General features: G+C 43.9%; 19 protein-coding genes. 7 read left to right on the forward strand and 12 right to left on the reverse strand.

Going from position 1 to position 21,921, the window contains the following annotated elements:
- Window positions 1-35: 35 nt before the first annotated feature.
- Window positions 36-845 carry a glucosamine-6-phosphate deaminase gene (gene nagB, locus PJIAN_RS08345; RefSeq protein WP_068703966.1) on the forward strand — a complete coding sequence of 270 codons (810 nt, stop codon included), beginning with the start codon at window positions 36-38 and terminating at the stop codon, window positions 843-845.
- Window positions 846-920: 75 nt separating this feature from the next.
- On the opposite strand, the gene PJIAN_RS08350 is transcribed toward nagB, so the two are convergent.
- The 3 genes from PJIAN_RS08350 to PJIAN_RS08360 form a co-directional block, all read right to left on the reverse strand.
- Entirely contained in the window at window positions 921-1,460 is a 540-nt protein-coding gene (locus PJIAN_RS08350) for a 5-formyltetrahydrofolate cyclo-ligase (RefSeq protein ID WP_068703968.1), read from the reverse strand.
- A gap of 28 nt (window positions 1,461-1,488) precedes the next feature.
- Window positions 1,489-2,874 carry a phosphoglucosamine mutase gene (gene glmM / locus PJIAN_RS08355; RefSeq protein WP_068703970.1) on the reverse strand — a complete coding sequence of 462 codons (1,386 nt, stop codon included), beginning with the start codon at window positions 2,872-2,874 and terminating at the stop codon, window positions 1,489-1,491.
- Between the two features lie 86 nt (window positions 2,875-2,960).
- On the reverse strand, window positions 2,961-3,524 hold the full coding sequence (locus PJIAN_RS08360) for a DUF4827 family protein (RefSeq protein ID WP_068703972.1): 564 nt from the start codon (window positions 3,522-3,524) through the stop codon (window positions 2,961-2,963).
- A 295-nt stretch (window positions 3,525-3,819) separates the two neighbouring features.
- Between PJIAN_RS08360 and PJIAN_RS08365 the strand changes: the two genes are divergently transcribed.
- From PJIAN_RS08365 to PJIAN_RS08385, 4 genes are all read left to right on the forward strand, one after another.
- The gene (locus PJIAN_RS08365; RefSeq protein ID WP_084252334.1) at window positions 3,820-4,488 is read left to right on the forward strand and encodes a NigD1/NigD2 family lipoprotein; all 669 of its coding nucleotides are present in this window, start codon (window positions 3,820-3,822) and stop codon (window positions 4,486-4,488) included.
- A 264-nt stretch (window positions 4,489-4,752) separates the two neighbouring features.
- Entirely contained in the window at window positions 4,753-5,232 is a 480-nt protein-coding gene (gene bamJ, locus PJIAN_RS08375; RefSeq protein WP_084252335.1) for a BamJ family beta-barrel-assembly machinery protein, read from the forward strand.
- Window positions 5,233-5,269: 37 nt separating this feature from the next.
- Window positions 5,270-6,271 carry a flotillin-like protein FloA gene (gene floA, locus PJIAN_RS08380; protein WP_068703978.1) on the forward strand — a complete coding sequence of 334 codons (1,002 nt, stop codon included), beginning with the start codon at window positions 5,270-5,272 and terminating at the stop codon, window positions 6,269-6,271.
- 145 nt (window positions 6,272-6,416) lie between these two features.
- A complete protein-coding gene (locus tag PJIAN_RS08385) occupies window positions 6,417-7,919 on the forward strand; it encodes an IMP dehydrogenase (protein WP_068703980.1) in 1,503 nt (500 codons plus the stop codon).
- Between the two features lie 75 nt (window positions 7,920-7,994).
- Here the strand turns inward: PJIAN_RS08385 and PJIAN_RS08390 are convergent, their stop codons facing one another.
- The 9 genes from PJIAN_RS08390 to PJIAN_RS08430 form a co-directional block, all read right to left on the reverse strand.
- On the reverse strand, window positions 7,995-8,525 hold the full coding sequence (locus PJIAN_RS08390) for a hypothetical protein (protein ID WP_068703981.1): 531 nt from the start codon (window positions 8,523-8,525) through the stop codon (window positions 7,995-7,997).
- A 138-nt stretch (window positions 8,526-8,663) separates the two neighbouring features.
- Window positions 8,664-9,860, reverse strand: a complete 1,197-nt coding sequence (locus tag PJIAN_RS08395) for an esterase (protein WP_068703982.1) — start codon at window positions 9,858-9,860, stop codon at window positions 8,664-8,666.
- Between the two features lie 36 nt (window positions 9,861-9,896).
- Window positions 9,897-12,860 carry a PEP/pyruvate-binding domain-containing protein gene (locus tag PJIAN_RS08400; protein WP_068704671.1) on the reverse strand — a complete coding sequence of 988 codons (2,964 nt, stop codon included), beginning with the start codon at window positions 12,858-12,860 and terminating at the stop codon, window positions 9,897-9,899.
- Between the two features lie 209 nt (window positions 12,861-13,069).
- Window positions 13,070-14,380 carry a signal recognition particle protein gene (gene ffh, locus PJIAN_RS08405; RefSeq protein WP_068703983.1) on the reverse strand — a complete coding sequence of 437 codons (1,311 nt, stop codon included), beginning with the start codon at window positions 14,378-14,380 and terminating at the stop codon, window positions 13,070-13,072.
- A gap of 165 nt (window positions 14,381-14,545) precedes the next feature.
- On the reverse strand, window positions 14,546-15,394 hold the full coding sequence (locus tag PJIAN_RS08410; RefSeq protein WP_068703984.1) for a sugar phosphate isomerase/epimerase family protein: 849 nt from the start codon (window positions 15,392-15,394) through the stop codon (window positions 14,546-14,548).
- A 29-nt stretch (window positions 15,395-15,423) separates the two neighbouring features.
- Window positions 15,424-16,797 (reverse strand): carbohydrate porin, encoded by a 1,374-nt coding sequence (locus PJIAN_RS08415; RefSeq protein ID WP_068703985.1) that lies wholly within the window; start codon window positions 16,795-16,797, stop codon window positions 15,424-15,426.
- A gap of 45 nt (window positions 16,798-16,842) precedes the next feature.
- Complete coding sequence (fucP, locus tag PJIAN_RS08420; RefSeq protein ID WP_068703986.1) at window positions 16,843-18,180, reverse strand: L-fucose:H+ symporter permease; 1,338 nt, start codon at window positions 18,178-18,180, stop codon at window positions 16,843-16,845.
- Between the two features lie 31 nt (window positions 18,181-18,211).
- A complete protein-coding gene (locus PJIAN_RS08425) occupies window positions 18,212-19,126 on the reverse strand; it encodes a carbohydrate kinase family protein (protein ID WP_068703987.1) in 915 nt (304 codons plus the stop codon).
- Window positions 19,127-19,205: 79 nt separating this feature from the next.
- Window positions 19,206-20,138, reverse strand: a complete 933-nt coding sequence (locus PJIAN_RS08430; protein WP_201787354.1) for a substrate-binding domain-containing protein — start codon at window positions 20,136-20,138, stop codon at window positions 19,206-19,208.
- A 344-nt stretch (window positions 20,139-20,482) separates the two neighbouring features.
- Between PJIAN_RS08430 and PJIAN_RS08435 the strand changes: the two genes are divergently transcribed.
- Window positions 20,483-20,866 carry a 2-amino-4-hydroxy-6-hydroxymethyldihydropteridine diphosphokinase gene (locus PJIAN_RS08435; RefSeq protein WP_068703988.1) on the forward strand — a complete coding sequence of 128 codons (384 nt, stop codon included), beginning with the start codon at window positions 20,483-20,485 and terminating at the stop codon, window positions 20,864-20,866.
- 174 nt (window positions 20,867-21,040) lie between these two features.
- The gene (locus PJIAN_RS08440) at window positions 21,041-21,910 is read left to right on the forward strand and encodes a nucleoside phosphorylase (RefSeq protein WP_068704673.1); all 870 of its coding nucleotides are present in this window, start codon (window positions 21,041-21,043) and stop codon (window positions 21,908-21,910) included.
- Window positions 21,911-21,921 lie beyond the last annotated feature (11 nt).

The following is a 21,921-nucleotide window of genomic DNA, read 5'->3' on the forward strand; positions in this document are numbered from 1 at the left end:
AACACAAAATTACGAATCTTTAAATTACACTTACTATGAGACTAATTATTGAGCCGAACTACGAGGTAGTATCAAAATGGGCCGCGGCTTACATCGTATCAAAAATCCGGAAAGCTAATCCAACACAGGAAAAGCCTTTCGTTTTAGGTCTTCCTACAGGCTCAACACCGCTGGGAACCTACAAAGAATTGATCGCGCTGTATAAAGCCGGAGCTGTATCTTTCAAGAATGTGATCACTTTCAACATGGACGAATATATCGGTATTCCCGAAGACCATCCCGAAAGCTATCATACATTCATGTGGAAGAACTTTTTCAGCCACATCGACATCCCGAAAGAAAATGTGAATATTCTTGACGGGAATGCCGAAGATACAACAGCAGAATGCGAACGCTATGAAGCAAAGATTAAGGCCGTAGGCGGAATCGATCTTTTCATGGGTGGCGTAGGTTCCGATGGACACATCGCTTTTAACGAGCCTTGTTCATCGCTATACTCCCGCACAAGAGATAAAGAGCTGACCACCGATACAATCATTGCCAATTCGCGTTTCTTCGATAACGACGTCAATAAAGTGCCTAAAACGGCTTTGACTGTAGGCGTTGCAACTATTCTTGATGCCCGCGAAGTATTGATCCTTATTTCAGGTCACAACAAAGCCCGCGCTTTACGTCAGGCCGTGGAAGAAGGAGTAAATCACAAATGGACAATCAGCATGCTGCAATTGCATCCGAAAGGAATTATCGTGTGTGACGAGGCATCTTGCGAAGAGCTGACGGTTGGTACCTACAAGTACTTTCTTGACATTGAAAGCCAGTGGTTAGATCCTCAGAAAATGCTTTGATAACAATTACTAAATAGCAAAGGGCTTCGCAAATAAATTGCGAAGCCCTTTTTTTATGGTCCTTCAATATATATTTTAATCTGTCACAACCTTATCGACAGGCATATCCCATTCATCAACAGGTATGCTTTCTACTATCTGCAATCGAAAAGCAACGCCTAACTTATACGCTTTAGTAGACGGAAGGAATTGATCATAATAGCCTTTCCCTCTGCCCAGGCGATGCCCCTGCAAGTCAAACGCTACACCAGGAACAATCACCAGATCCACATCTCCAGAATAAACTTCTCCGCTCGGTTCCAAAATTCCGAATGCTCCAACCTGCATTTTATCGCGGCCTTCAAAAAGTTTCAATTCCAGTTTATCACCGGCAACAACTGGCAAATAGACTTGCTTTGTCTGCCAGTATTTTTCAATTAACGAATCTATCAGCACTTCATCTGCCAAAGGCCAATAGCACAAAACAGAATGAGCAGTGCGAAATTCTTCACACTGCTCAATATTTTGAACAACTTTCTCAGACAAATAAACTTGTTCGTCTTTCGATAATTGCTGTTTGCGCTCTTTAATCAGGGCCCGCACATGCTTTTTATTTTGCATCGCTGTATTACCCATAAAATAGAGATATAGCTAAACGACTATATTAAATCAGCTTTTTAATCTCCGCAATAATTTCTTCACCCAAACGATCGGCTTCTGCCGGAGATTTAGCTTCCGAATATATTCGAATGATAGGCTCTGTGTTGGATTTACGCAAATGTACCCATCCTTCCGGGAAATCGATCTTCACCCCGTCAATATCATTAATATCGTATTGAGCATATTTTGTTTTGATAGCTACCAATACTTCATCAACATTAATCGCAGGAGTCAGTTCCATCCGCTTTTTACCCATAAAATAAGAAGGATAAGTTGCGCGCAGTTCCGATACTTTTTTGCCTGTTTTTGCCAAATGAGTCAGGAACAGAGCAATACCAACCAAAGCATCGCGTCCATAATGGCTGGCAGGATAAATAACGCCACCGTTGCCTTCGCCGCCAATGACAGCATTTGTTTCTTTCATCTTCGTCACCACGTTGACTTCGCCCACAGCTGAAGCAGTATAAACACCGTCATGCTGCTGCGTAACATCACGCAACGCACGGGTTGAGCTCATATTAGAAACCGTATTTCCGGGAGTATTTGAAAGAACATAGTCGGCTACCGAAACCAAGGTATATTCTTCACCAAACATGGTGCCATCTTCGCAAATAATAGCCAGACGATCTACATCCGGATCGACAACAAAACCGACATCTGCCTTGCCGCTTTTCAACAAATCCGAAATTGCGGTAAGATGTTCCGGCAGGGGCTCCGGGTTGTGCGGGAAATGTCCGTCGGGGGTGCAGTATAATTTTTCCACACTGTTAACTCCAAGGTTTGAGAGCAATTCCGGGATTGCAATTCCACCCACCGAGTTAACACAATCGACAGCTACTTTGAAATCTGCCTTATAGATCGCTTCCACATCCACCAAATCGAGAGCAAGAACGCTTTCGATATGCTTTTGTGTATAGGTAAAATCTTCAGTCAATTTACCAATCTCATCAACCTCTGCAAATTCAAAATCCTGCGATTCGGCAATCTGAAGAACTTCTTCTCCATCCTTAGCACTCAGGAATTCACCTTTTTCATTCAGCAATTTCAGGGCATTCCATTGTTTGGGATTATGGCTTGCCGTAAGGATTATACCTCCACTAGCACTCTCCATTGTAACGGCGAGCTCTGTCGTTGGTGTTGTAGCCAAACCAATGTTAACCACATCAAATCCCATTCCAAGTAAGGTACCTATCACAACATGATTAACCATTTCGCCTGAAATACGTGCGTCTCTCCCCACAACTACTTTCAATGGACGTTGCTGCGTATGTCTTTTTACCCAGGTAGCATAAGCTGTTGTAAATTTCACTATATCAAGAGGATTAAGACCATCGCCTGTCTTGCCTCCAATGGTTCCCCGAATTCCTGATATGGATTTGATTAATGTCATAGTACAAAAATATTAGGTGTGTACAAAAAATTACTGCGAACCAAATATATTAATTGATTCGCAGCCTTTATATGAGTTGTTCTTAATTATCGCGGAAGTTTTTTAATACTCAGCTTATAATAATACGGAGCTACATTTGACTGATCAGTTGAAGTGCCAAGTGTTCCGGGAACAATAAGTTCTGCTTGAGCACCTGAATATTTCATATAAGTGATTGCCTCTTGCCATGCAGATGGTTCCGAACCTGTAGAACCGTAAGTCAGACTGCTGGGGTAGGCCGAATTCAGAGTCGACCATGTACTTTCAACCGTATCAGCCGGTTCTGTAAGATCAACCTTTATGTAACGTACAACAACATTATCCCCGATACGTATGGAATCTTTTGAGTCGATAGCAACCGCATCCCCAACCTGAGATAAATGATAATACAAGCCTGTTGAGCTTAAATAGTATTGATTCTCGCCCCAAACAATCTTTGAATAATTTGAAGGCAATGTCCCTATTACGTTTATTCCTTTACGACTGATATATGAGCTGATTGTTGCTTTCTGCGTTTTTACAAGATCGGAGTAAGTGGACGACCCACTACATCCAACAATAACAAACACTGCAACAAAGCAGCTTAAAACAAAACCCGAGAATAACTTCATACGTTTTTTTTAAAAGTGTAAAAATGCAAGGTGTATTGATTCGCAAAGTTACAATTATATTTGAATTAGCGTGAAAACAGCACTGGTGTTTTTTGAATCGTTAAGTATAATTTTCGCCAAACCACTTCCTCAAATTACCTTACAACATCCAGCGGAACCTCCGCATTACAAATGTACATAGACTTCACTTTCTATCAACACAATACGAAATAGTTAATATTTATTAAATCACTCCAAATTATGCAACGTTTTCCAGCTCTTTTCATCTTACATTACAAAGGCAGTAATTTATTGAATGAAGATAATAGGATTAGTTTGCATTTGTGCGACTTTATTGAGCGTCACATCCTGTGACAAAGAAGAACAAAGCTCTTTGGACAAGTATTGGGTTAGTCTTGCTACCGTTTACCAAACCAACCATTCCGGCAATTTCGGCGTTCAGTTTGATAACGGAAGCTATGCCATAGCAAACGAAACAGACTTCAAAGCCGAAAATGGCAAGCGGGTAATCATAAATTACTCCATTTTGTCAGATTCCATCAACGAACAATTGTTGCGTAAAATCAGAATCAACAACATAAACGAGATAGAGATAAAGAAAGTAGAAGTCCTCAATGCAGCTAATCAGGACAGCATCGGAAACGACCCTGTTGATATTGATGAAATCTGGGTAGGAGGCAATTATCTTAACGTTTCGTTTAGATATTATGGCGACAAGGTTAAACACTTGTTTAGCCTGGTAAAAAACTCACTGTTACCAACTGCTACTGACGGCAAAACACATCTCGAGTTCAGACAGAATGCATTTAGTGAACGATATGTCATACAAAATAAGGGTATCATATCTTTTGACTTAAAGGACTTTACAAATACATTACCCTTAGGAAATATTCAATTGGTAATAGAAGCTAAAAATTACACAGGAAATGTTATGCGTTACGAACTAACTTACCCTAAAAAATAGTTCAACAAATTAACATTCAACAATATAACTGCAGCCTCAGTGCTGACAATCTTTATTTTTTTTTGGTTTTTGGTTAGATGGGAGTCCGGTTCACTGTGAAGTGACCGGATTTTTTTTGCCACCCTTTCAAATTTTACTATCTTTGATGCCTGGTTTTGAAAGCCAGAATAATACATTCAGGGAACTTACCCTTGAATAAAATTACAATCAGAAACACACCTGAAGATATATAGCACCATCAACTCATCTTCTAACACTCATTTTATGTCGACTCGTAGCTGGATTACATTTATTATTGTTGCTTTAGGAATCACCGTATGCGTTTGCGCTTGCACCAGCGCCAGCGATAGTTGGAAAGATTTGAACGAAAAATTTCTAAAAGAAAATGCGACCAAAGATGGCGTTCATGTCACAAAAAGCGGTCTTCAATACAAAATATTAACAGATGGAGTTGGCCTCAAGCCCAATACATCGAGTTATGCAAAAATAGTCTACACCGGCCGACTGATTGACGGAACCGTATTCGATACAACAATGAACGATACGACCTGGGTTAACACAGCAAGCTCAAGCTACGTTTCCTATTTCGTAAGCGGATTTCAGGAAGCATTGACAAAGATGAATACCGGCTCCCGTTGGGAAATTTACATTCCCCAAACATTAGGATATGGCTCTAGCGCTTACGGGAACATCCCAGCTTACTCAACTTTGATTTTTGACGTGCAGCTCTTAGGCTTTCAATAAACGGACATTAATAATACTCACGTAAAACGCATCAACTATGGATATTCTTGTTGTTGGCGGATTAGTAGCGTTATTCATCCTACTAATCATTTTCTTTTATTACGTTCCTTTCCTGTTGTGGATCTCCGCAAAAGTTTCAGGAGTAAGCATATCGCTGATTCAGCTATTTCTGATGCGCATCCGAAAAGTCCCCCCTCATGCCATCGTACGATGCATGATAGAAGCTCACAAAGCTGGGTTAAACACCATCCGACGCGATGACCTCGAAGCACACTATCTTGCCGGAGGACACATCGAGAGAGTAGTTCATGCATTGGTTTCTGCTGCCAAAGCAAACATCGAACTCTCCTTTCAAATGGCAACTGCTATTGACCTTGCCGGTCGCGATGTGTTTGAGGCAGTTCAGATGTCTGTAAATCCCAAAGTAATTGATACGCCTCCGGTGACTGCCGTTGCCAAAGATGGTATCCAAATGATCACAAAAGCACGTGTAACGGTGCGTGCCAATATCCGCCAGCTGGTGGGTGGTGCAGGCGAAGAAACGGTGCTTGCTCGCGTTGGTGAAGGCATTGTTTCATCCATTGGGTCGTCACAGACACACAAAACCGTAATGGAAAATCCTGATTCTATATCCAAACTGGTTCTTCAAAAGGGACTGGATGCAGGAACAGCATTCGAAATACTTTCCATTGATATTGCAGATATAGACATTGGGAAAAATATTGGCGCTCAGCTTCAGATGGATCAGGCCGAAGCCGACAAGAATATTGCTCAGGCTAAAGCTGAAGAGCGCCGCGCAATGGCTGTCGCCTCCGAACAGGAGATGAAAGCCAAAGCTCAGGAAGCGCGTGCTAAAGTAATTGAAGCCGAAGCGGAAGTTCCCAAGGCCATGGCCGATGCTTTCAGAAGCGGAAATCTTGGCATCATGGACTATTATAAAATGAAAAATATTGAGGCCGATACGTCGATGCGGGAATCTATTGCGAAGCCTGCTTCTCCGCAGGGCACAACAGGTGGTAAACCTTCGAAGCCGGCCTAATGTACTACAAATAAACTAAACGGATTGCGTCATTACACAATCCGTTTTTTTCTTATAAACCGACAGAAACAACCACTCCGGGCTGTTGCCGGAGTTCTCTAATTTTTGTATCTTTGCCCAATTTTATTTCCAAAAAGAAACTGATATGGCACACTATTTAAATGACATCTCCAGAACGTTTAGTGAATACCTGCTGATCCCGGGTTTAACCACCAAAGAGTGTATTCCTAACCAGATATCATTGAAAGCTCCGCTTGTAAGATTCAAGGCGAACGAAGAGCCTGCAATCTCCCTCAACATTCCGTTTGTATCGGCAATTATGCAATCCGTATCGGATCATAAAATGGCGATTGCACTGGCACGCAACGGTGGACTTTCATTTATCTTCGGTTCGCAATCCATCGAATCGCAGGCTGAAATGGTGCGCAAAGTCAAAAAATACAAAGCCGGATTTGTAATCAGCGACGCCAACCTCACTCCGGAAAACACACTGGCTGACGTACTGGCTCTGAAAGAAAAATCGGGACACGCTACCATCGGGATTACCGAAAACGGCGCTTCTGACAGCAAGCTACTCGGCATTGTCACCGGCCGTGATTATCGCATCACCCGTGACAGCCTCGACAAGAAAGTAAAAGAGTTTATGACTCCGTTTGACAAGCTGATAACAGGCGAATTCGGCATCTCATTGGCCGAAGCAAACGACATTATATGGGATCACAAGCTCAATTGTTTGCCTATTATCGACAACAACCAATGTCTGAAATATTTTGTATTTCGCAAAGATTACGATAGCCATCAGGACAACCCTAACGAAATCTCGGATGCCGACAAGAAATTGCTGGTTGGGGCCGGTATCAACACCCGCGACTATCGCGAACGTGTCCCACAATTGATCGAAGCCGGTGTTGACGTGGTGTGTATCGACTCATCCGACGGGTTCTCCGTTTGGCAGAAAGAAACTTTGGAATACGTAAAAAACACTTACGGCGACAAGGTAAAAATCGGAGCCGGCAACGTGGTTGATCGTGACGGATTTCTTTATCTGGCCGAAGCCGGAGCCGACTTCGTGAAAGTGGGTGTCGGTGGCGGTTCTATCTGTATCACCCGCGAACAAAAAGGGATCGGTCGTGGACAGGCTACAGCCATAATTGAAGTGGCTGCTGCTCGTGACGAATATTTCAAAAAGACCGGCGTTTATGTCCCTATCTGTTCGGATGGCGGCATCGTTCAGGATTATCACATGGTACTTGCTTTGGCAATGGGAGCCGACTTCATCATGATGGGTCGTTACTTTGCTCGTTTCGACGAAAGTCCTACCCGCAAACTGATGGTAAACGGTAACTATATGAAAGAATACTGGGGTGAAGGTTCGAACCGCGCACGCAACTGGCAACGCTATGATGCAGGAGGTGCAGAAGGCCTGAAGTTTGAAGAAGGCGTTGACAGCTTTGTGCCTTACGCCGGAAAACTGAAAGATAACCTTGATATTACGCTGGGTAAAATACGCTCTACTATGAGTAGCTGCGGCGTTACTTCTATCATCGATTTGCAGAAAAACGGCAAAATCACCTTAGTTTCGTCGACCAGTATCATCGAAGGCGGAGCGCACGATGTGATTGTAAAAGACTCCCGTAATAACGGATAATATCCATTCACACATATACAAAACGGTCGGATCTTCAAATGAAAATCCGACCGTTTTTTTTTGAACAAAAAGAGGTTAATCATTCACATTAACATCCAAATCGTTGTAAATATTCACTTCTACTCTGGCACCCGGAACAGCATAGCCATACCGATCCTGAAGATATGCGCTGACAATAATATCCTGCTTTCCCGTGTTTCGCATGTGATTGAACGCATTCATCATGAAATTATAGAAAGCGACATTATTGCGTGAATCGGCAATCGTAATCACTTCTCCGTTTTTATAAACCGGAATATTGGAAAATGTGTAAGGTTCTAATCCATCTATATCTATCACTAGGCCCCGAATCACATCTCCCGCCACCAGATCACCGGTAACTTCAACCACAGAACCCAAGAAGCTGAAATCATTGATTTGATTTGCATAGCCGGTAATTGAAATATCTTCGGGATAAGCAACCTGACGTTCTTCAAAATAACCAGTGCGAGAGGTCGTCGGAGTAAATTTATAGTCAAGCGTACCTTGTCTCCATGTATCTTTTTGACATGACGACAACAAAAGAACTGATAACAACATCAGCCCCATAACGAATTTTTGTTTCATAAATAGCTTAAGTAAAATAGATTGGCACATAATCAGCTCACAAAACAGACAAAATAATTCTATTCTGTTTTAATAAAACAAATGTATAAAAAATTCATCAAGATTCGCCTACCTCAATAAGAAACACAGTTACGTTTATTACTTATCAAACAATTGCGGCGCAAATTCGCTCAGGTAAATCCGCCAGTTTTTCCAGATATGGCCTTCTTCAGTTTCGAAGTATTTGTAAGGAAACTTATGTTCATCCAAACGTTGCCGATACTCTGCATTGGCCTTGTAGAGAAAATCGGCCTTTCCGATTGCAATCCAGTATAGTTTCGGATGTTTATCGAACTGAACCTGAAGTTTTTTATCCATATCCATGTACACAGGCGATGTGTTTTCTTTATCGGGCAGAATTGCCGCTGAAAACAAACCGACATAGTCGAACATATCGGGATATTCCTTTGAAATATGCAGAGAGTGGAAACCTCCCATTGAAAGTCCGGCAATGGCTCGTCCCGATTTTGCCTTCACCGTGCGATAGTTCAGGTCAATGAAATTTACAATTTCAGGGAACGCTTTCTCATACGATCCTTCCATAGTTTTTGGCAACTGAAAAGTCGGTTTATAGAAACCCAGCGACGATTCGCCCGGGGCAGCTTCCTGTACGGCATTACCATTGGGCATAACCACAATCAAAGGCTTGGCCTTCCCCGCAGCAATCAGGTTATCGAGAATCTGCGCGGTACGCCCCAAAGCAATCCAGGCCTCTTCGTCACCACCCATACCGTGCAGCAGGTACAGCACAGGATAATTCGCTTTACTTTCTTCGTATCCGGGAGGAGTGTAAATGGTGATGCGGCGGGTCAATCCAAGCGACGGACTCTGATACCAACGACGGGTAACGCTACCGTGGGGCACAGCATTCACCTTGTAAAGATCGGCTCGTCCACCACCAACTATAAATACGCTTGTAACTGAGGCCACGTCGCGTATCATATAAACATTGGAAGGGTCAGTCACTTTGCATCCGTCAATCAGAAACGAATAGCTGTAAAGTTCCGGAGAAAGGGGTTGTGGCGTGGTAAATTCCCAAATACCCTTGTCGTTTTTTTTAAGCTTAGCAGTACCCGGTGCGTCAACCAGTCCGAACGAAGTTTGTTGTTTTTGAGGAGAAAGAAAATCTCCCGTCACTTCTACTTTTACAGCCTGAGGCGCATTCAAACGGAATGTCACCGTGTTGTCACTGTTAATTTGAGGCGACACGATTTCGCCGGCTCCCCACAAAGCCTGTTGTGCATGGATGCTCAAACAGGCAATGGCAAATACAAAAAATAAAGTTAGTTTCTTCATGAATACGATATTGATGGTTACGAGTTCGCGTGTCAATTAATTCTTTCCTGATTTCAGCACCACTCCCCTACTCTTTCTACCGTCTATTTTAATTACGAAAGGCTGTTCGAAGCGGACATGACGAATATTTTCTGTTTCGTAAAGAGCAGGTTGCGCATCAAGATAAGCAAAATCGAGATAACCTTCTTTGATATACGGGTTAACTGTAAAATAACCGACTCCAAACGAAGTCAGGTTCTGAAAGAAGTGCGTTCCCTGACTCGGATCGATGCGATAATTAGTCAGGCCTGCCTCCACAATCAGCCGTGCCGATGAGATGTGCGGCCACTTGACGGGGATACCCAGACATGGATCGTTAGTTCCCCAGCGCCCCGGCCCGACCAGCACACAACCCCGCTCTTCGGAGAGCAGTTGGTGGTTAATCACCTCTATTTCGTCCACCATTTTGCGATTGTTGGCAGCATTGAACGACTCGGGTTTCACATAGATTATATCGCAAACATCGTGCGTAATACCATGGCCCAGTGCATTGGTGCAATTGATAATGGTTTCGCCGTCGGGAATCTCTTCCAGATCCTCTTCTAGCATCTCCATGGAATCCACAATAGGACGAATTTGCAACAGATAAAACGTCCCTGCCTTGTTCTTCCTATCGAGTTCTACGGCAAACTCTATTTCAACAGGACGCCCCATTTCGCGCTGTCCGGTCTGTAATACTTTTTGCAAGATAGACGCCAAAGGGAAAGTATCGTGTTTCAAAATATTGGCAAACGTAATTACCCGCCGCCCCTCCTCAAACATCGAATCGTAAAGTGCTTGTGCCTGCGGATTGAACGTTGATGCCAGCCACGGCAGCGAATTATCTTTCTCGGCATCCTTCAATGTAAGTTTCAAGAGATTGAAACCATCGTCCACCTGCGGCGTAAAATGCTCCTGCGAAAGATCAAAAGCATAGAAATGAGTTTGCGTTTCTTTCAATGCAATCTCCACATTATTGGCCTGCAGACAACTTTTGGGATGCGCAGGCGAAAAACGCAACGATGTACCTCCGTCCACAATATATTTTCCGAGCCCCAACGCCACATTAGCAATGCCCTCCTCTGAAGTTTCGTGTCCGATAGGATAGTAATTTAGCGAGCGTGCCACTCCCGAAAATGAGGGATAAAAATGAGTCCCGTAGGCCGATCCGCATACCTCCTGCAACACAATAGCCATCTTTTCTTCGTCGATCACATTGCGCGTAGCCTTCATGTAGGCCTTACTGCTCTTGTAATAGACCGACGCATAAACCGCCTTTATTGCCTCACACACAGCCAGCAGGGTATTGGTTTTACTGGCTTTCACATTAGGCACCATGTAGGTGGTATAAATGCCGGCAAACGGTTGGTAATGCGAATCTTCGAGCAAACTGGACGACCGTATTGCAATGGGTCCGGCAATGGAACCGAGGAACGCGTAGAGATCGGCCACAATATTCTGCGCCATTTTCGCATTAAGGAAATGATTCAAGATCACCTCGTCGGGTTCGTCCTGCAAGGCGATAGAATACAAGTTGTTCCGCTCCATAAATTCGGAGAAAACATCGGTACAAAGCACGACCGTACGGGGCACGGCAACCACCGAAGTTCCGAATTCGCTCTCTTCAATGTTGCGTTTCACCATGGCATCCAAAAACGCCAGACCACGCCCCTTGCCTCCCATAGATCCTTCACCGATACGGGCAAAGTTGGAATATTCGTCGAAACGACCCCGCTCGAAAACCGCCACAATTCCCTTGTTTTTGATACGACGGTAATCGACAATGGCATCAAAAATAATTTTCCGTACATCGCCCAGCGTATCGCCAGGCTCGATGGTAATGCGCCGCAGGAATTCGGCCAGCGGAAACATGGCCCGCGAATAGAGCCAGCGCGAGATATGGTTGCGCAACACATGGTAGAGCAACGAATCATCGGGAATAGTGAAAATCAGTTCCTGCAAATCCTTCAGCTTCGTCACACGAGCTACTTCTTCTCCGGTTAAGGGATTGATAAAGACAAAATCGCCGAAACCGAAATTATTAATCACCGTCTCCTGCAAATCGCGCTGAAAAACCTTGGCGTTCTTATTCAGAAAAACAGCTCCGAATCGTTCAGCATACTCGGCATTTTCCTCATCGGATGACTGCATAATGATCGGAACATAAGGATCTTCCAACCGAATATCTTCACAGAGTGCCACACCGGCAAATTTGTTTTTCACTCCCGAACGGTTGAAACTCACATCGGTAATTACGCCCTGTAGATGATGTTTATAGCGTTGATAAAGTTCCCAGGCCTCTTCATAGTTACGCGCCAGCAAAATTTTGGGCCGTCCGCGCATACGCAGCATCCGTTCGTGCTCATTGAGCGCCTCAGTCATAAACGAGCGCGACTGCTTGAATACCAACTTATAAAGCAAAGGCAAAATAGATGAGTAAAACCGCACAGAATCCTCTACCACCAGAATAACCTGCACTCCGACCGATTTCACGTCGGCCTCGGCATTCATCTTATCTTCCATCAATTTGATAATGGCCAGCAACAAATCGGCATTCTCCAGCCAGCTAAATACGTAGTCGATAGCACTCAGGTCTTCATGCGCCAACCGGCGGGTAACACCACGCGAGAAGGGTGTAAGAACGGTGATGGGAATTTGAGGAAACTGATCTTTGATTCGTTTGGCCAATTCAAAGGTATCACTGTGTTCGCCCGAAGGCATAGAAATAATCAACTCAAACGAACGGCTTTGCAGTAACCGAAAAGCCTCTTCCTCGGTATGCACCAACGTAATTCGTGGCGGATAGCGCAGGTTAAGAGAGACATATTCGTTGAATATCTGCTCATCTACCCGACCGTCTTCCTCCAGCGTAAACGAGTCGTAGGCACTGGCAATCAGCAGAATATTGAACACCCGTTTATTCATCAAATCAGCAAACGAGGTATCCTTGAAGTATAATTTTTTAATATTGACGTTTCGCATGAATTCAATTTGAAAATGAGACAAACAACGTTCTGCATAGCTAATGAGCCAATAATCGGGCATTCAATCCGACATCAGCCATTTTCAAAGCCACACAAATATACACAATTCCCAAAACAAAAGCGTATATCTGCTCGATTTGATTCTTTGTCATAAAAAAACGCAGCTACCCGAAAGCAGCTGCGTTCATTTTTACATCGTTAATCCGATTATTTTCTTTTGAACGGCATCTTGTGTTGCGATACCATTTTCATCATTTTACGCATTTCGTCGAACTGTTTCAGCAGACGGTTCACATCCTGAATGGTAGTTCCGCTCCCTTTGGCAATACGCTGACGGCGGGTTCCGTTAATCACTTCCGGATTCTTGCGTTCGAACGGTGTCATGGAGTGAATAATCGCTTCGGTCGATTTGAAAACATTGTCGTCAAATTCAACATCTTTCAATGCTTTGCCCATACCGGGAATCATTGAAGCCACATCTTTCAGATTACCCATCTTTTTGATCTGAGTCAACTGACCCATAAAATCGTCGAAGTCGAATTGATTTTTAGCCAGTTTTTTGCTCAGGCGACGGCTCTCTTCTTCATCGTACATTTCCTGAGCTTTTTCCACGAACGAAACAATATCGCCCATACCGAGAATACGGTCGGCCATACGTTCGGGGTGGAAAGTGTCGAGGGCATCCATCTTTTCGCCGGTACCCACGAATTTGATCGGTTTGGTAACCACCGTACGGATAGAAAGCGCCGCACCACCGCGGGTATCACCATCAAGTTTGGTAAGGACAACCCCGTCGAAATCGAGACGATCGTTAAATTCCTTGGCAGTATTCACCGCATCCTGACCGGTCATAGAGTCGACCACAAAGAGGGTTTCGTGCGGCTGAATGGCTGCTTTCACGGCAGCAATCTCTTTCATCATCTGCTCGTCGATAGCCAGACGACCAGCGGTATCGACAATTACCAGGTCATGATTGTTCTGTTTGGCAAATTTTACGGCATTTTTTGCGATTTCTACCGCATCTTTGTTGCCAATTTCAGCATAAACAGGCACACCGATTTGTTCTCCAAGCACCTTCAACTGGTCGATAGCAGCCGGACGATAAATGTCGCAAGCAACCAACAAAGGATTCTTGCCTCGTTTCGACTTAAGCATGCTGGCCAGCTTACCGGAAAAGGTTGTCTTACCGGAACCCTGCAAACCCGACATAAGAATAATTGCCGGATTGGCCTTGATATTGACATCGACGGTAGTACCGCCCATCAAACGAGCCAATTCGTCGTGCACGATCTTCACCATCAACTGCCCGGGTTGCAACGAAGTCAACACATCCTGACCGAGTGCTTTTTCTTTTACCTCATCGGTAAATGTCTTGGCCACCTTGTAGTTTACGTCGGCGTCGATCAATGCTTTACGGATATCTTTCAACGTTTCGGCAACGTTGATTTCGGTAATCGATCCCTGACCTTTCAGTATCTTAAACGACCGTTCAAGTCTTTCGCTTAGATTTTCAAACATATATGAAAAAGATTTGCTTTTTGAATTTCTTTTTTTCGGAGTGCAAATTTACAATTAATCAGCAAGCTGTGCAAATCATCCAGCGGATTGTCTGTATAAAAAAACGGGTTGCCACTTTACAATGACAACCCGACCAGTCCAATCACATTCGAGCCGCTCTTTTTCTCAATTAATATAAAACTCAGCCACCTTATTTTTCATGAACGCAAGGCTGCCTTTAGCCAGATCTTCAGAATTATACTTCGACGGTCGCCACAAAGAAGTAGGTCCGACCAACTCTCGTATTTCCGAAGAAAAATTTTCCAGTACCAGCGGTCCCTGATAATCTATCGTTGCAAGAGCCCGAAAAAGATCATCCCAATGAACATTCCCTTCACCAAGCATTCCTCGGTCGCTCTCTGTAATGTGCAGATGTTTTAGCTTTTTATCTGCCTTAATCACAGGAGTGTAAAAGTCAGACTCTTCGATATTCATGTGAAAGGTATCGAGATGAAGACCCAGATTGAGGAATCCAACGCGATCAATCATAAACAAGACCTCATCTGCCGAAGTAAACACATAGCTTTCGTAACGATTGATTGGTTCCGGCGCAACGATAATATTGCGTTCAGCGGCATAAACGGCCAACTCTGCAAATACATGATTCACTACCTTACGTTCCGTGTCACTACAAGGCTGTCCGGTAAATTTTCCAATAGCTGAATGCAGGACTCCTCCCAGAAAATCGCCCTCCATTTCAGCCACTTTGTCTATTGCTCGTTTGATCAAAGTAAGAGATTTTTCAGGTTGTTTAGGCAAGTGGCAATCAGAAGGAAGATTGAGCGTACATCTACCTTCCAGACCGACGTTGTCCAATTGTTTTTTTACAGTTTTGGCATCGAAATCGAGCGTGGCAGGCAAAATAATTTCGAGCATATCGAAACCATATTCCGCACACTTTTCAATGGCATATTTTCCTCCCTCCGGAGTCCATGATGGAATAAAAGAGAGTATTGTTGATCCGAATTTTGGCATAGTATTATTTATTACTAATTATAAAGCGATTAAAAAATCCACCATTCCGTTTTCACACCGACGTAGGTTCCCCAGCGTTTGTTGTTGATTTGCAACCAGGGAGAATAGTGGTTGGCCGCGGCATAATCGTTGTAGCGGGCCAACGTCATTACCAGACGAATATGTGGCCGACACCAAGGATCGCGTTTGCCAAGCGGGGCAATCGTAGGAGCAAAAGAGAATTTCCACATGGCTGCATCGGGATTGGAGCCGTCTTTACGAACAGCATAGTGCAACTCATTGATCAGGTGCAGCCAGTTGGTGGCATAAAAAATACTGCGCATGCCCACCACAAAATCAGTTTTCCGGTTATAAATCTCAGATCCGTCGAAGTAGGTCGCTTTATTATCATTCGAAGCCCCACCTTTACTTTGGGTAAACACGCCGTATCCATTGAGGGTAATTTTTCGCGACAGGTTCAACAGAAAATGTTCTACCGTGGTAAAGGAGTAAGCATTGGTATATTTCCCATTTTCGTCGGGAGCTCCGTAAGTCGACCAGGTGTAAGTAGTCCCGTTGTCGCCACCGTTGGCAATTCCCTTTCCGTAACGAACGGCAAACTGGTTGAACGAACCGGGCATACGGGTTTTGATGGCATTGTTGTACTTTGCCCCGATCACCCAACCGTTATCGGACTTAAAATGCATAGACGCCGAATCGGAGGAGGCTGCCACATGGTGAAATTCTCCCAATAGCTTTAGTGTATTCCCATTGTTGGAAATAATGCTGTGTTCAAGCACATAAACCTGGCGCTGGCGAATCACCGGATTAGTAGCTCCGGCCACGGTCACCTTGTAATTGTATGGATATGAATCGGTAGATGCCGGCATATACATTGCAAGTTCCGTATTCTTGTAACTAACACCTGCACCTTGCGCCGAATGGTCGTCGAAATAAAAATAATCGCAAATATGAATATCATCGTAGCGGCGGAAACGAACACCCACCCAGGCCGACCAACGGCTACCCAGAATATTCCGTGCTTCGATGTAAGTCTCGGGCAAAATAAAAGTCAGACCACCATCGGTGCGTGTGCCGGTATTGCCCATAAACTGGCCATTTGCCGCATACATACCCAGACGAACCTGAAACGTAACATTGGTGCTGTCTTTTCCGTTCAACATCGGTGTAAAATGGAGTGCCGGCAATAAATCCATGTAGTCATTTTGCTCCATTCTGCCGGCCAGCGATCCCTGACCGGTCAGGTTCAGCGGCTTCCACATATTCCCTTCGCCGGTAGGCGACAATCCGACTCCGATACGACCGGTAGTTCCGAACGACATCCGGGTATTGGTAATCACCACCTGTCCTCTCACGGCATGTACAACCATCAAAAAAACTATTATTGAAATGACGTTTTTCATAGTTTAAACGTTTAAACTTTCGTGTAAAAAAATCGTGTGGATGATTTAATAAGAAGAGAGATGCGAATTGCTTTCTACTTTTTCTTTGTAGCCTTTCAATGCGTAGAACGCAATAAACACGAAGCAAAGCAACGGAACAATCAGCGAGTTGGCAATACCGGCAAGGTCTGAAACAGCACCCATAAGCATGGTGAGTGTAGCGCCACCGATAATGGCCATCACCAGTACTGAAGAGGCAAGTTTGGTGTGTTGGCCCAAATCGCGGATACCGAGAGAGAAAATAGTGGGATACATGATCGACATGAAGAAACTGGTGGCAACCAGCATCCAGGCTCCGATATTTCCCGGCAACAAAATTCCGACAATCAACAAAGCGACATTCATTACGGCATAAAGTCCCAACAAGTTATGACCCTTGATTTTCTTGAGCAATGCAGTTCCCACAAAACGTCCGATGGTAAAAACGACCAGAGAGATTGTAAGGAAGTTGGCAGCCACCTTTTCGGGTGTTCCGGGCATAGTACCCTGTATGTAGCGAATGAGGTAACTCCAGATGCAGACCTGCGCACCAACATAAAAGAACTGAGCCAACACTGCTTGTTTGAAATGACGTTTGCCAAAAATAAATTTAAGAGTGCTTTTTGCTGAACTTTGCTCGGAAACTTCTTCGTCTTTTACGGTCGGAAATTTAGTAATGGCGATAGCCAAAGCTGCAATCAATATTACCATACCAATTACCAAATAAGGCGTTTGTACGGCCAACGCTTCAGTTTGGTGGTAAGCCTTTATCGCTTCGGGAGCCATAGCCGCCAGTTGTTCTTTCGAATATTCCACGCCAGAGAAAATAAAATGTTGTCCCACCAAAATTCCTGTCACGCAGCCAATAGGATTGAACGATTGCGCCAGATTAAGACGGAAAGTAGCCGTCTCAGGGGCACCCAGCACCGATACATACGGATTGGCGGCCGTTTCCAGAAATGCCAGACCGGAAGCAATGACAAATAAAGCAAACAAAAAGAAGCCATAGGAAGCCAGATTGGCGGCCGGGAAAAAGAGAAAAGCACCCGTGGCATAAAGCAACAGGCCAATTATAATGCCTGACTTGTAATTAAAACGGCGCATTACCAACGAAGCCGGAATGGCAAACAAAAAATAGCCCATGTAAAAAGCCGATTGTACCAAACCCGATTGAAAATCTGTCAATTCGAACGTCTTTTTGAACTGCTTAATGAGAATATCATTCAGGTTACCGGCCATTCCCCACATAAAGAAAAGACTGATAACGAGAACAAATGGGATCAGATAACTTGCTTTCTGAACTTTTGCATCGAGCGATGTGGTGGCCACAACGGCCTTGGGTGAATTAAAATTTGAAGTTTGCATAATTTTGTGTTTTTATGATTCAAGGAATTGATTACCAAACGACTTCTTCTTCTTTTTGAGCTATAAATAATTTAAGTTGATCGAGAGTATATGCCGGACAGGCACCGTCGCGTGAAGCAACAAATGAACCTAAGGCTGATGCATATTTCATTCTATCATAAGGCGCTGCGCCTTGCAGTTTTTGGGCAAGAAATGCAGCCAAAAAAGAATCGCCGCTACCTACGGTATCCTGAACTTCAACCGGATAGGCAGCAATCGAACAAGTTTCCGAAGCAGAATAATAAGAGGCACCATCCCCTCCTCGTGTAACAATTACTTCGTCAATTCCGAAACGTTCCTGCAACGTTCTAACACTGGCGGCTTCATTATCAGCACTCAGCAAATACCATTGCGACAACAGATACAACTCGTTTTCGTTCATCTTTAACAGATTACACTTTTCAAGCAGTTGTTCAACTATCTCTGAATTGTAAAACGGAGCACGCAGATTAATATCAAACACTTTGTATTGAGCCTTTTCCAGAAGACGGAAGAGCGTTTCGCGCGAAGTCTCGCCACGGGCAGCCAGACTACCGAAAACAAATGCATCAGCCTTTGCAACAAGCGATTCCTGCTCTTCACTACAGCAGATATAATCCCAGGCAGCATGATGCTGAATGGTATATTCCATCTCGTTTCCGGGTAAAATTTTTGCAATCACCTGCCCGGTAACATGCTCGGTATCGCGAGGACAATAACCGGCCGGTATCTGCCATTGATCCAGCAAATTCAACAAGCGCAGGCCCATTTCATCGGCACCCACACGAGAGATCATGTGGCTATCGACACCGAACTTTCTCAGGTGGTAAGCCACATTCATCGGAGCTCCACCGGGTTTCACCTGATTGGGAAGAACATCCCATAGCACTTCTCCGAAACAAACAACTGATTTAGATTCATTTTTCATGATAAATAAAATATTTTTGGGGTTTAATTTTCAGAAGACAGAATTTGTTTAAACGTTTAAACGTTCGTGCAAAAAAAATTTATCGGAGCAAAACAGACGATTGACGAGCAACGAGTTCGGTATCCAGAGTGACCGACTTTTGCAAACTACTATCGTCAATGGTTTCAAGGAGCAGATTCACAGCCTCTCTGCCAAGATCGGTCATGGGCTGTTTCACATAAGAGACGGGAGCATAAAAAAGATCGAAAGCGTCGGTTTCGTCGAAACCCACAACAGCAACCTGATCCGGCACTTTAACATTCAGCGAGTTGAGATATTTCAAACCTGCGACTGTCAGTAAGTTAGTGCTAAAGAAAACGGCATCCACCGGTTCGGGCAAAGCCAGAAAACCAGCAATCGCTTCCGCAACATCTTCTGCCACGTGGTCGATACGTATCTCTCCCACAGCGGCATCATCGCCCAAAAGATCGATGGCACCGCGCTTACGTTCATTCAAATGGTGCAAAGCAGTGGCATATGTCACAATACCTATCTTCCGGCGGCCATTCTCCAGCAAATGATTAATTGCCGAAGCTGCGGCAGAATAGTTGTTGATTGACACGCAATTGGAGGTAATTTCCGGAAAATAACGGTCGATCATCACAAACGGTATGCCGATTTGCTTCAGGTATTGAGCCTGAGTTTGAGTATTTTCGGGGAAAGCAATGATAAAGCCGTCGACCTGACGATTCAGAAACAACTTAATAAGCTTTTCGGTTTTCGAGGCTTTTTCGTCCGAACTGCCAAAAATCACCGAGTAGCCGGCTTTTTGCGCTTCGTCTTCAATAATCCGTGCAATCTGGGAAGAAAATGGGTTGGCAATATCGGCCACAATCAAACCGATGGTCATGGTCTTTTGTGCCTGAAGGCTCCGTGCAATATGGTTCGGCTGGTAATTAAGATCGATAGCGGCCTGTTTGATTTTTGCCGTAATCTCCTTGCTGATTCTACCTTCTTTCTTATTGTTCAGCACATAAGAGACCAAACGCGGTCGATACTCCGACCTGCGCTGCAATATCTTTTAAGGAAGTCTTTTTCTTCATAGCTGAATTTTCAGATTAAAGGCGAACATGATTATTACGATGCAAATATAGCAGGTTAAACGTTTAAACGTGTGCCCATTAATGAAAATTAAAGACTTTTAACCACAAAAGGAAGACTTCGAGACGAACAAACAGATGCATTCATCTATATATCAATACAATATAGCATAAATAAAAAGACAGCTTGAATTTGAACCCACATAAAGTCGGATTTATATTTTCCAAATCAGACATGATTAATGTATTTTTGTCATCTGTTTATAAGCATAATCCAATGTCCAATATATATATCGTTTCCATCGGATCAAACTTCAACGCGGAACAAAATGTTAGCGAGGTGCAATTCCTACTGAATGAAGCATTTGCCAATGTTCATTTTTCCAACTTTCAATGGATTCCGGCAATCGGCGATCATTACACGCAACCGTTTTACAACGGAGCCGTAAGCTTTGAGAGCAGCCTGCCTGCATTGGAACTGAAGCCAAAGCTGAAGACCATGGAAGCTCAGCTTGGCCGCACTCCCGAGCAAAAAGCCCAGGGTATTGTACCCATGGATCTGGATATTATTGTTTGTAATGAAGAGATTGTTCATCAGGATTACAACAGGTTTCCTTTTGTAAAAGAAGCCGTTGATTCTCTCTTAAAAATCGACAAATAATAAATTTACATCTAAAGGCACAATTTCTTAAACAAAGTCGTATTTTTGTTTGTCCTCAAAATTAACTAAATTTGGCTTTCCTCAAACTACCTCATCTATTTGTAGACGAAGTAGTTCATATGATGACAATGCCAGAAATTTCCCATGAATTTTATAAAACAAAACAACATCGATATGAAACATTTTCCAAGTTCGGAACTTATTATCAATGATGACGGTTCAATTTTTCACCTGCATTTACTTCCGGAACAACTTTCAGATAAAGTTATTCTAGTAGGCGATCCGGGTCGCGTTGAAATGATTGCCTCTTATTTCGAAAATATTGAGTGTGATGTTGCCAATCGTGAATTCCGCACTATTACAGGAACCTACAAAGGCAAACGCCTGACAGTGGTGGGAACCGGAATTGGAACCGACAATATTGATATTGTTGTCAACGAACTGGATGCCCTGTCAAATATTGATCTTGTCAACAGAACAGAAAAACCGGAGCACAAACAACTGACTTTGGTAAGAATCGGAACATCAGGAGCCGTTCAGCCCGACATTAGACCGGGGACTTATGTCCTGTCCGAAAAATCAATAGGATTTGATGGAGTACTGAATTTCTATGCCAACAGAAATGCAGCATGCGATATCGAATTTGAAAAAGCGTTCACGCATCATGTCAACTGGCATCCTCAATGGTGCGCTCCGTATGTTGCCGATAATGATCCGGAACTTGTAGAGCGTATCGGGAAAGACGACATGCTGAGAGGCGTGACTATTTCCGCAAACGGATTTTACGGACCCCAGGGACGCGAACTCAGACTTCCTCTCGCCCACCCGACCCTTAACGACAACATAGAAACGTTTCGCTATGGCCGTTTCAAAGTCACGAACTACGAGATGGAGAGTTCAGCCATTGCCGGCTTATCGAAATTAATGGGACATAAAGCGGTGACCGTTTGCTGCATCATTGCCAATCGTCGCATCCATGACGCATTCCCCAACTACAAAGAATCGGTTCAGATGCTGGTGGAAAAAGTGCTGGACAGGATCTAAATTAATTACAT

The organism is Paludibacter jiangxiensis (assembly GCF_001618385.1).
GTDB classification, from domain to species: domain Bacteria; phylum Bacteroidota; class Bacteroidia; order Bacteroidales; family Paludibacteraceae; genus Microbacter; species Microbacter jiangxiensis.

Bases quoted from the DNA above. Each gene is read 5' to 3' on its own strand.
- nagB (WP_068703966.1), top strand. From the start codon at position 36: ATGAGACTAATTATTGAGCCGAACTACGAGGTAGTATCAAAATGGGCC.
- PJIAN_RS08350 (WP_068703968.1), bottom strand. From the start codon at position 1,460: ATGGGTAATACAGCGATGCAAAATAAAAAGCATGTGCGGGCCCTGATT.
- glmM (WP_068703970.1), bottom strand. From the start codon at position 2,874: ATGACATTAATCAAATCCATATCAGGAATTCGGGGAACCATTGGAGGC.
- PJIAN_RS08360 (WP_068703972.1), bottom strand. From the start codon at position 3,524: ATGAAGTTATTCTCGGGTTTTGTTTTAAGCTGCTTTGTTGCAGTGTTT.
- PJIAN_RS08365 (WP_084252334.1), top strand. From the start codon at position 3,820: ATGAAGATAATAGGATTAGTTTGCATTTGTGCGACTTTATTGAGCGTC.
- bamJ (WP_084252335.1), top strand. From the start codon at position 4,753: ATGTCGACTCGTAGCTGGATTACATTTATTATTGTTGCTTTAGGAATC.
- floA (WP_068703978.1), top strand. From the start codon at position 5,270: ATGGATATTCTTGTTGTTGGCGGATTAGTAGCGTTATTCATCCTACTA.
- PJIAN_RS08385 (WP_068703980.1), top strand. From the start codon at position 6,417: ATGGCACACTATTTAAATGACATCTCCAGAACGTTTAGTGAATACCTG.
- PJIAN_RS08390 (WP_068703981.1), bottom strand. From the start codon at position 8,525: ATGAAACAAAAATTCGTTATGGGGCTGATGTTGTTATCAGTTCTTTTG.
- PJIAN_RS08395 (WP_068703982.1), bottom strand. From the start codon at position 9,860: ATGAAGAAACTAACTTTATTTTTTGTATTTGCCATTGCCTGTTTGAGC.
- PJIAN_RS08400 (WP_068704671.1), bottom strand. From the start codon at position 12,860: ATGCGAAACGTCAATATTAAAAAATTATACTTCAAGGATACCTCGTTT.
- ffh (WP_068703983.1), bottom strand. From the start codon at position 14,380: ATGTTTGAAAATCTAAGCGAAAGACTTGAACGGTCGTTTAAGATACTG.
- PJIAN_RS08410 (WP_068703984.1), bottom strand. From the start codon at position 15,394: ATGCCAAAATTCGGATCAACAATACTCTCTTTTATTCCATCATGGACT.
- PJIAN_RS08415 (WP_068703985.1), bottom strand. From the start codon at position 16,797: ATGAAAAACGTCATTTCAATAATAGTTTTTTTGATGGTTGTACATGCC.
- fucP (WP_068703986.1), bottom strand. From the start codon at position 18,180: ATGCAAACTTCAAATTTTAATTCACCCAAGGCCGTTGTGGCCACCACA.
- PJIAN_RS08425 (WP_068703987.1), bottom strand. From the start codon at position 19,126: ATGAAAAATGAATCTAAATCAGTTGTTTGTTTCGGAGAAGTGCTATGG.
- PJIAN_RS08435 (WP_068703988.1), top strand. From the start codon at position 20,483: ATGTCCAATATATATATCGTTTCCATCGGATCAAACTTCAACGCGGAA.
- PJIAN_RS08440 (WP_068704673.1), top strand. From the start codon at position 21,041: ATGAAACATTTTCCAAGTTCGGAACTTATTATCAATGATGACGGTTCA.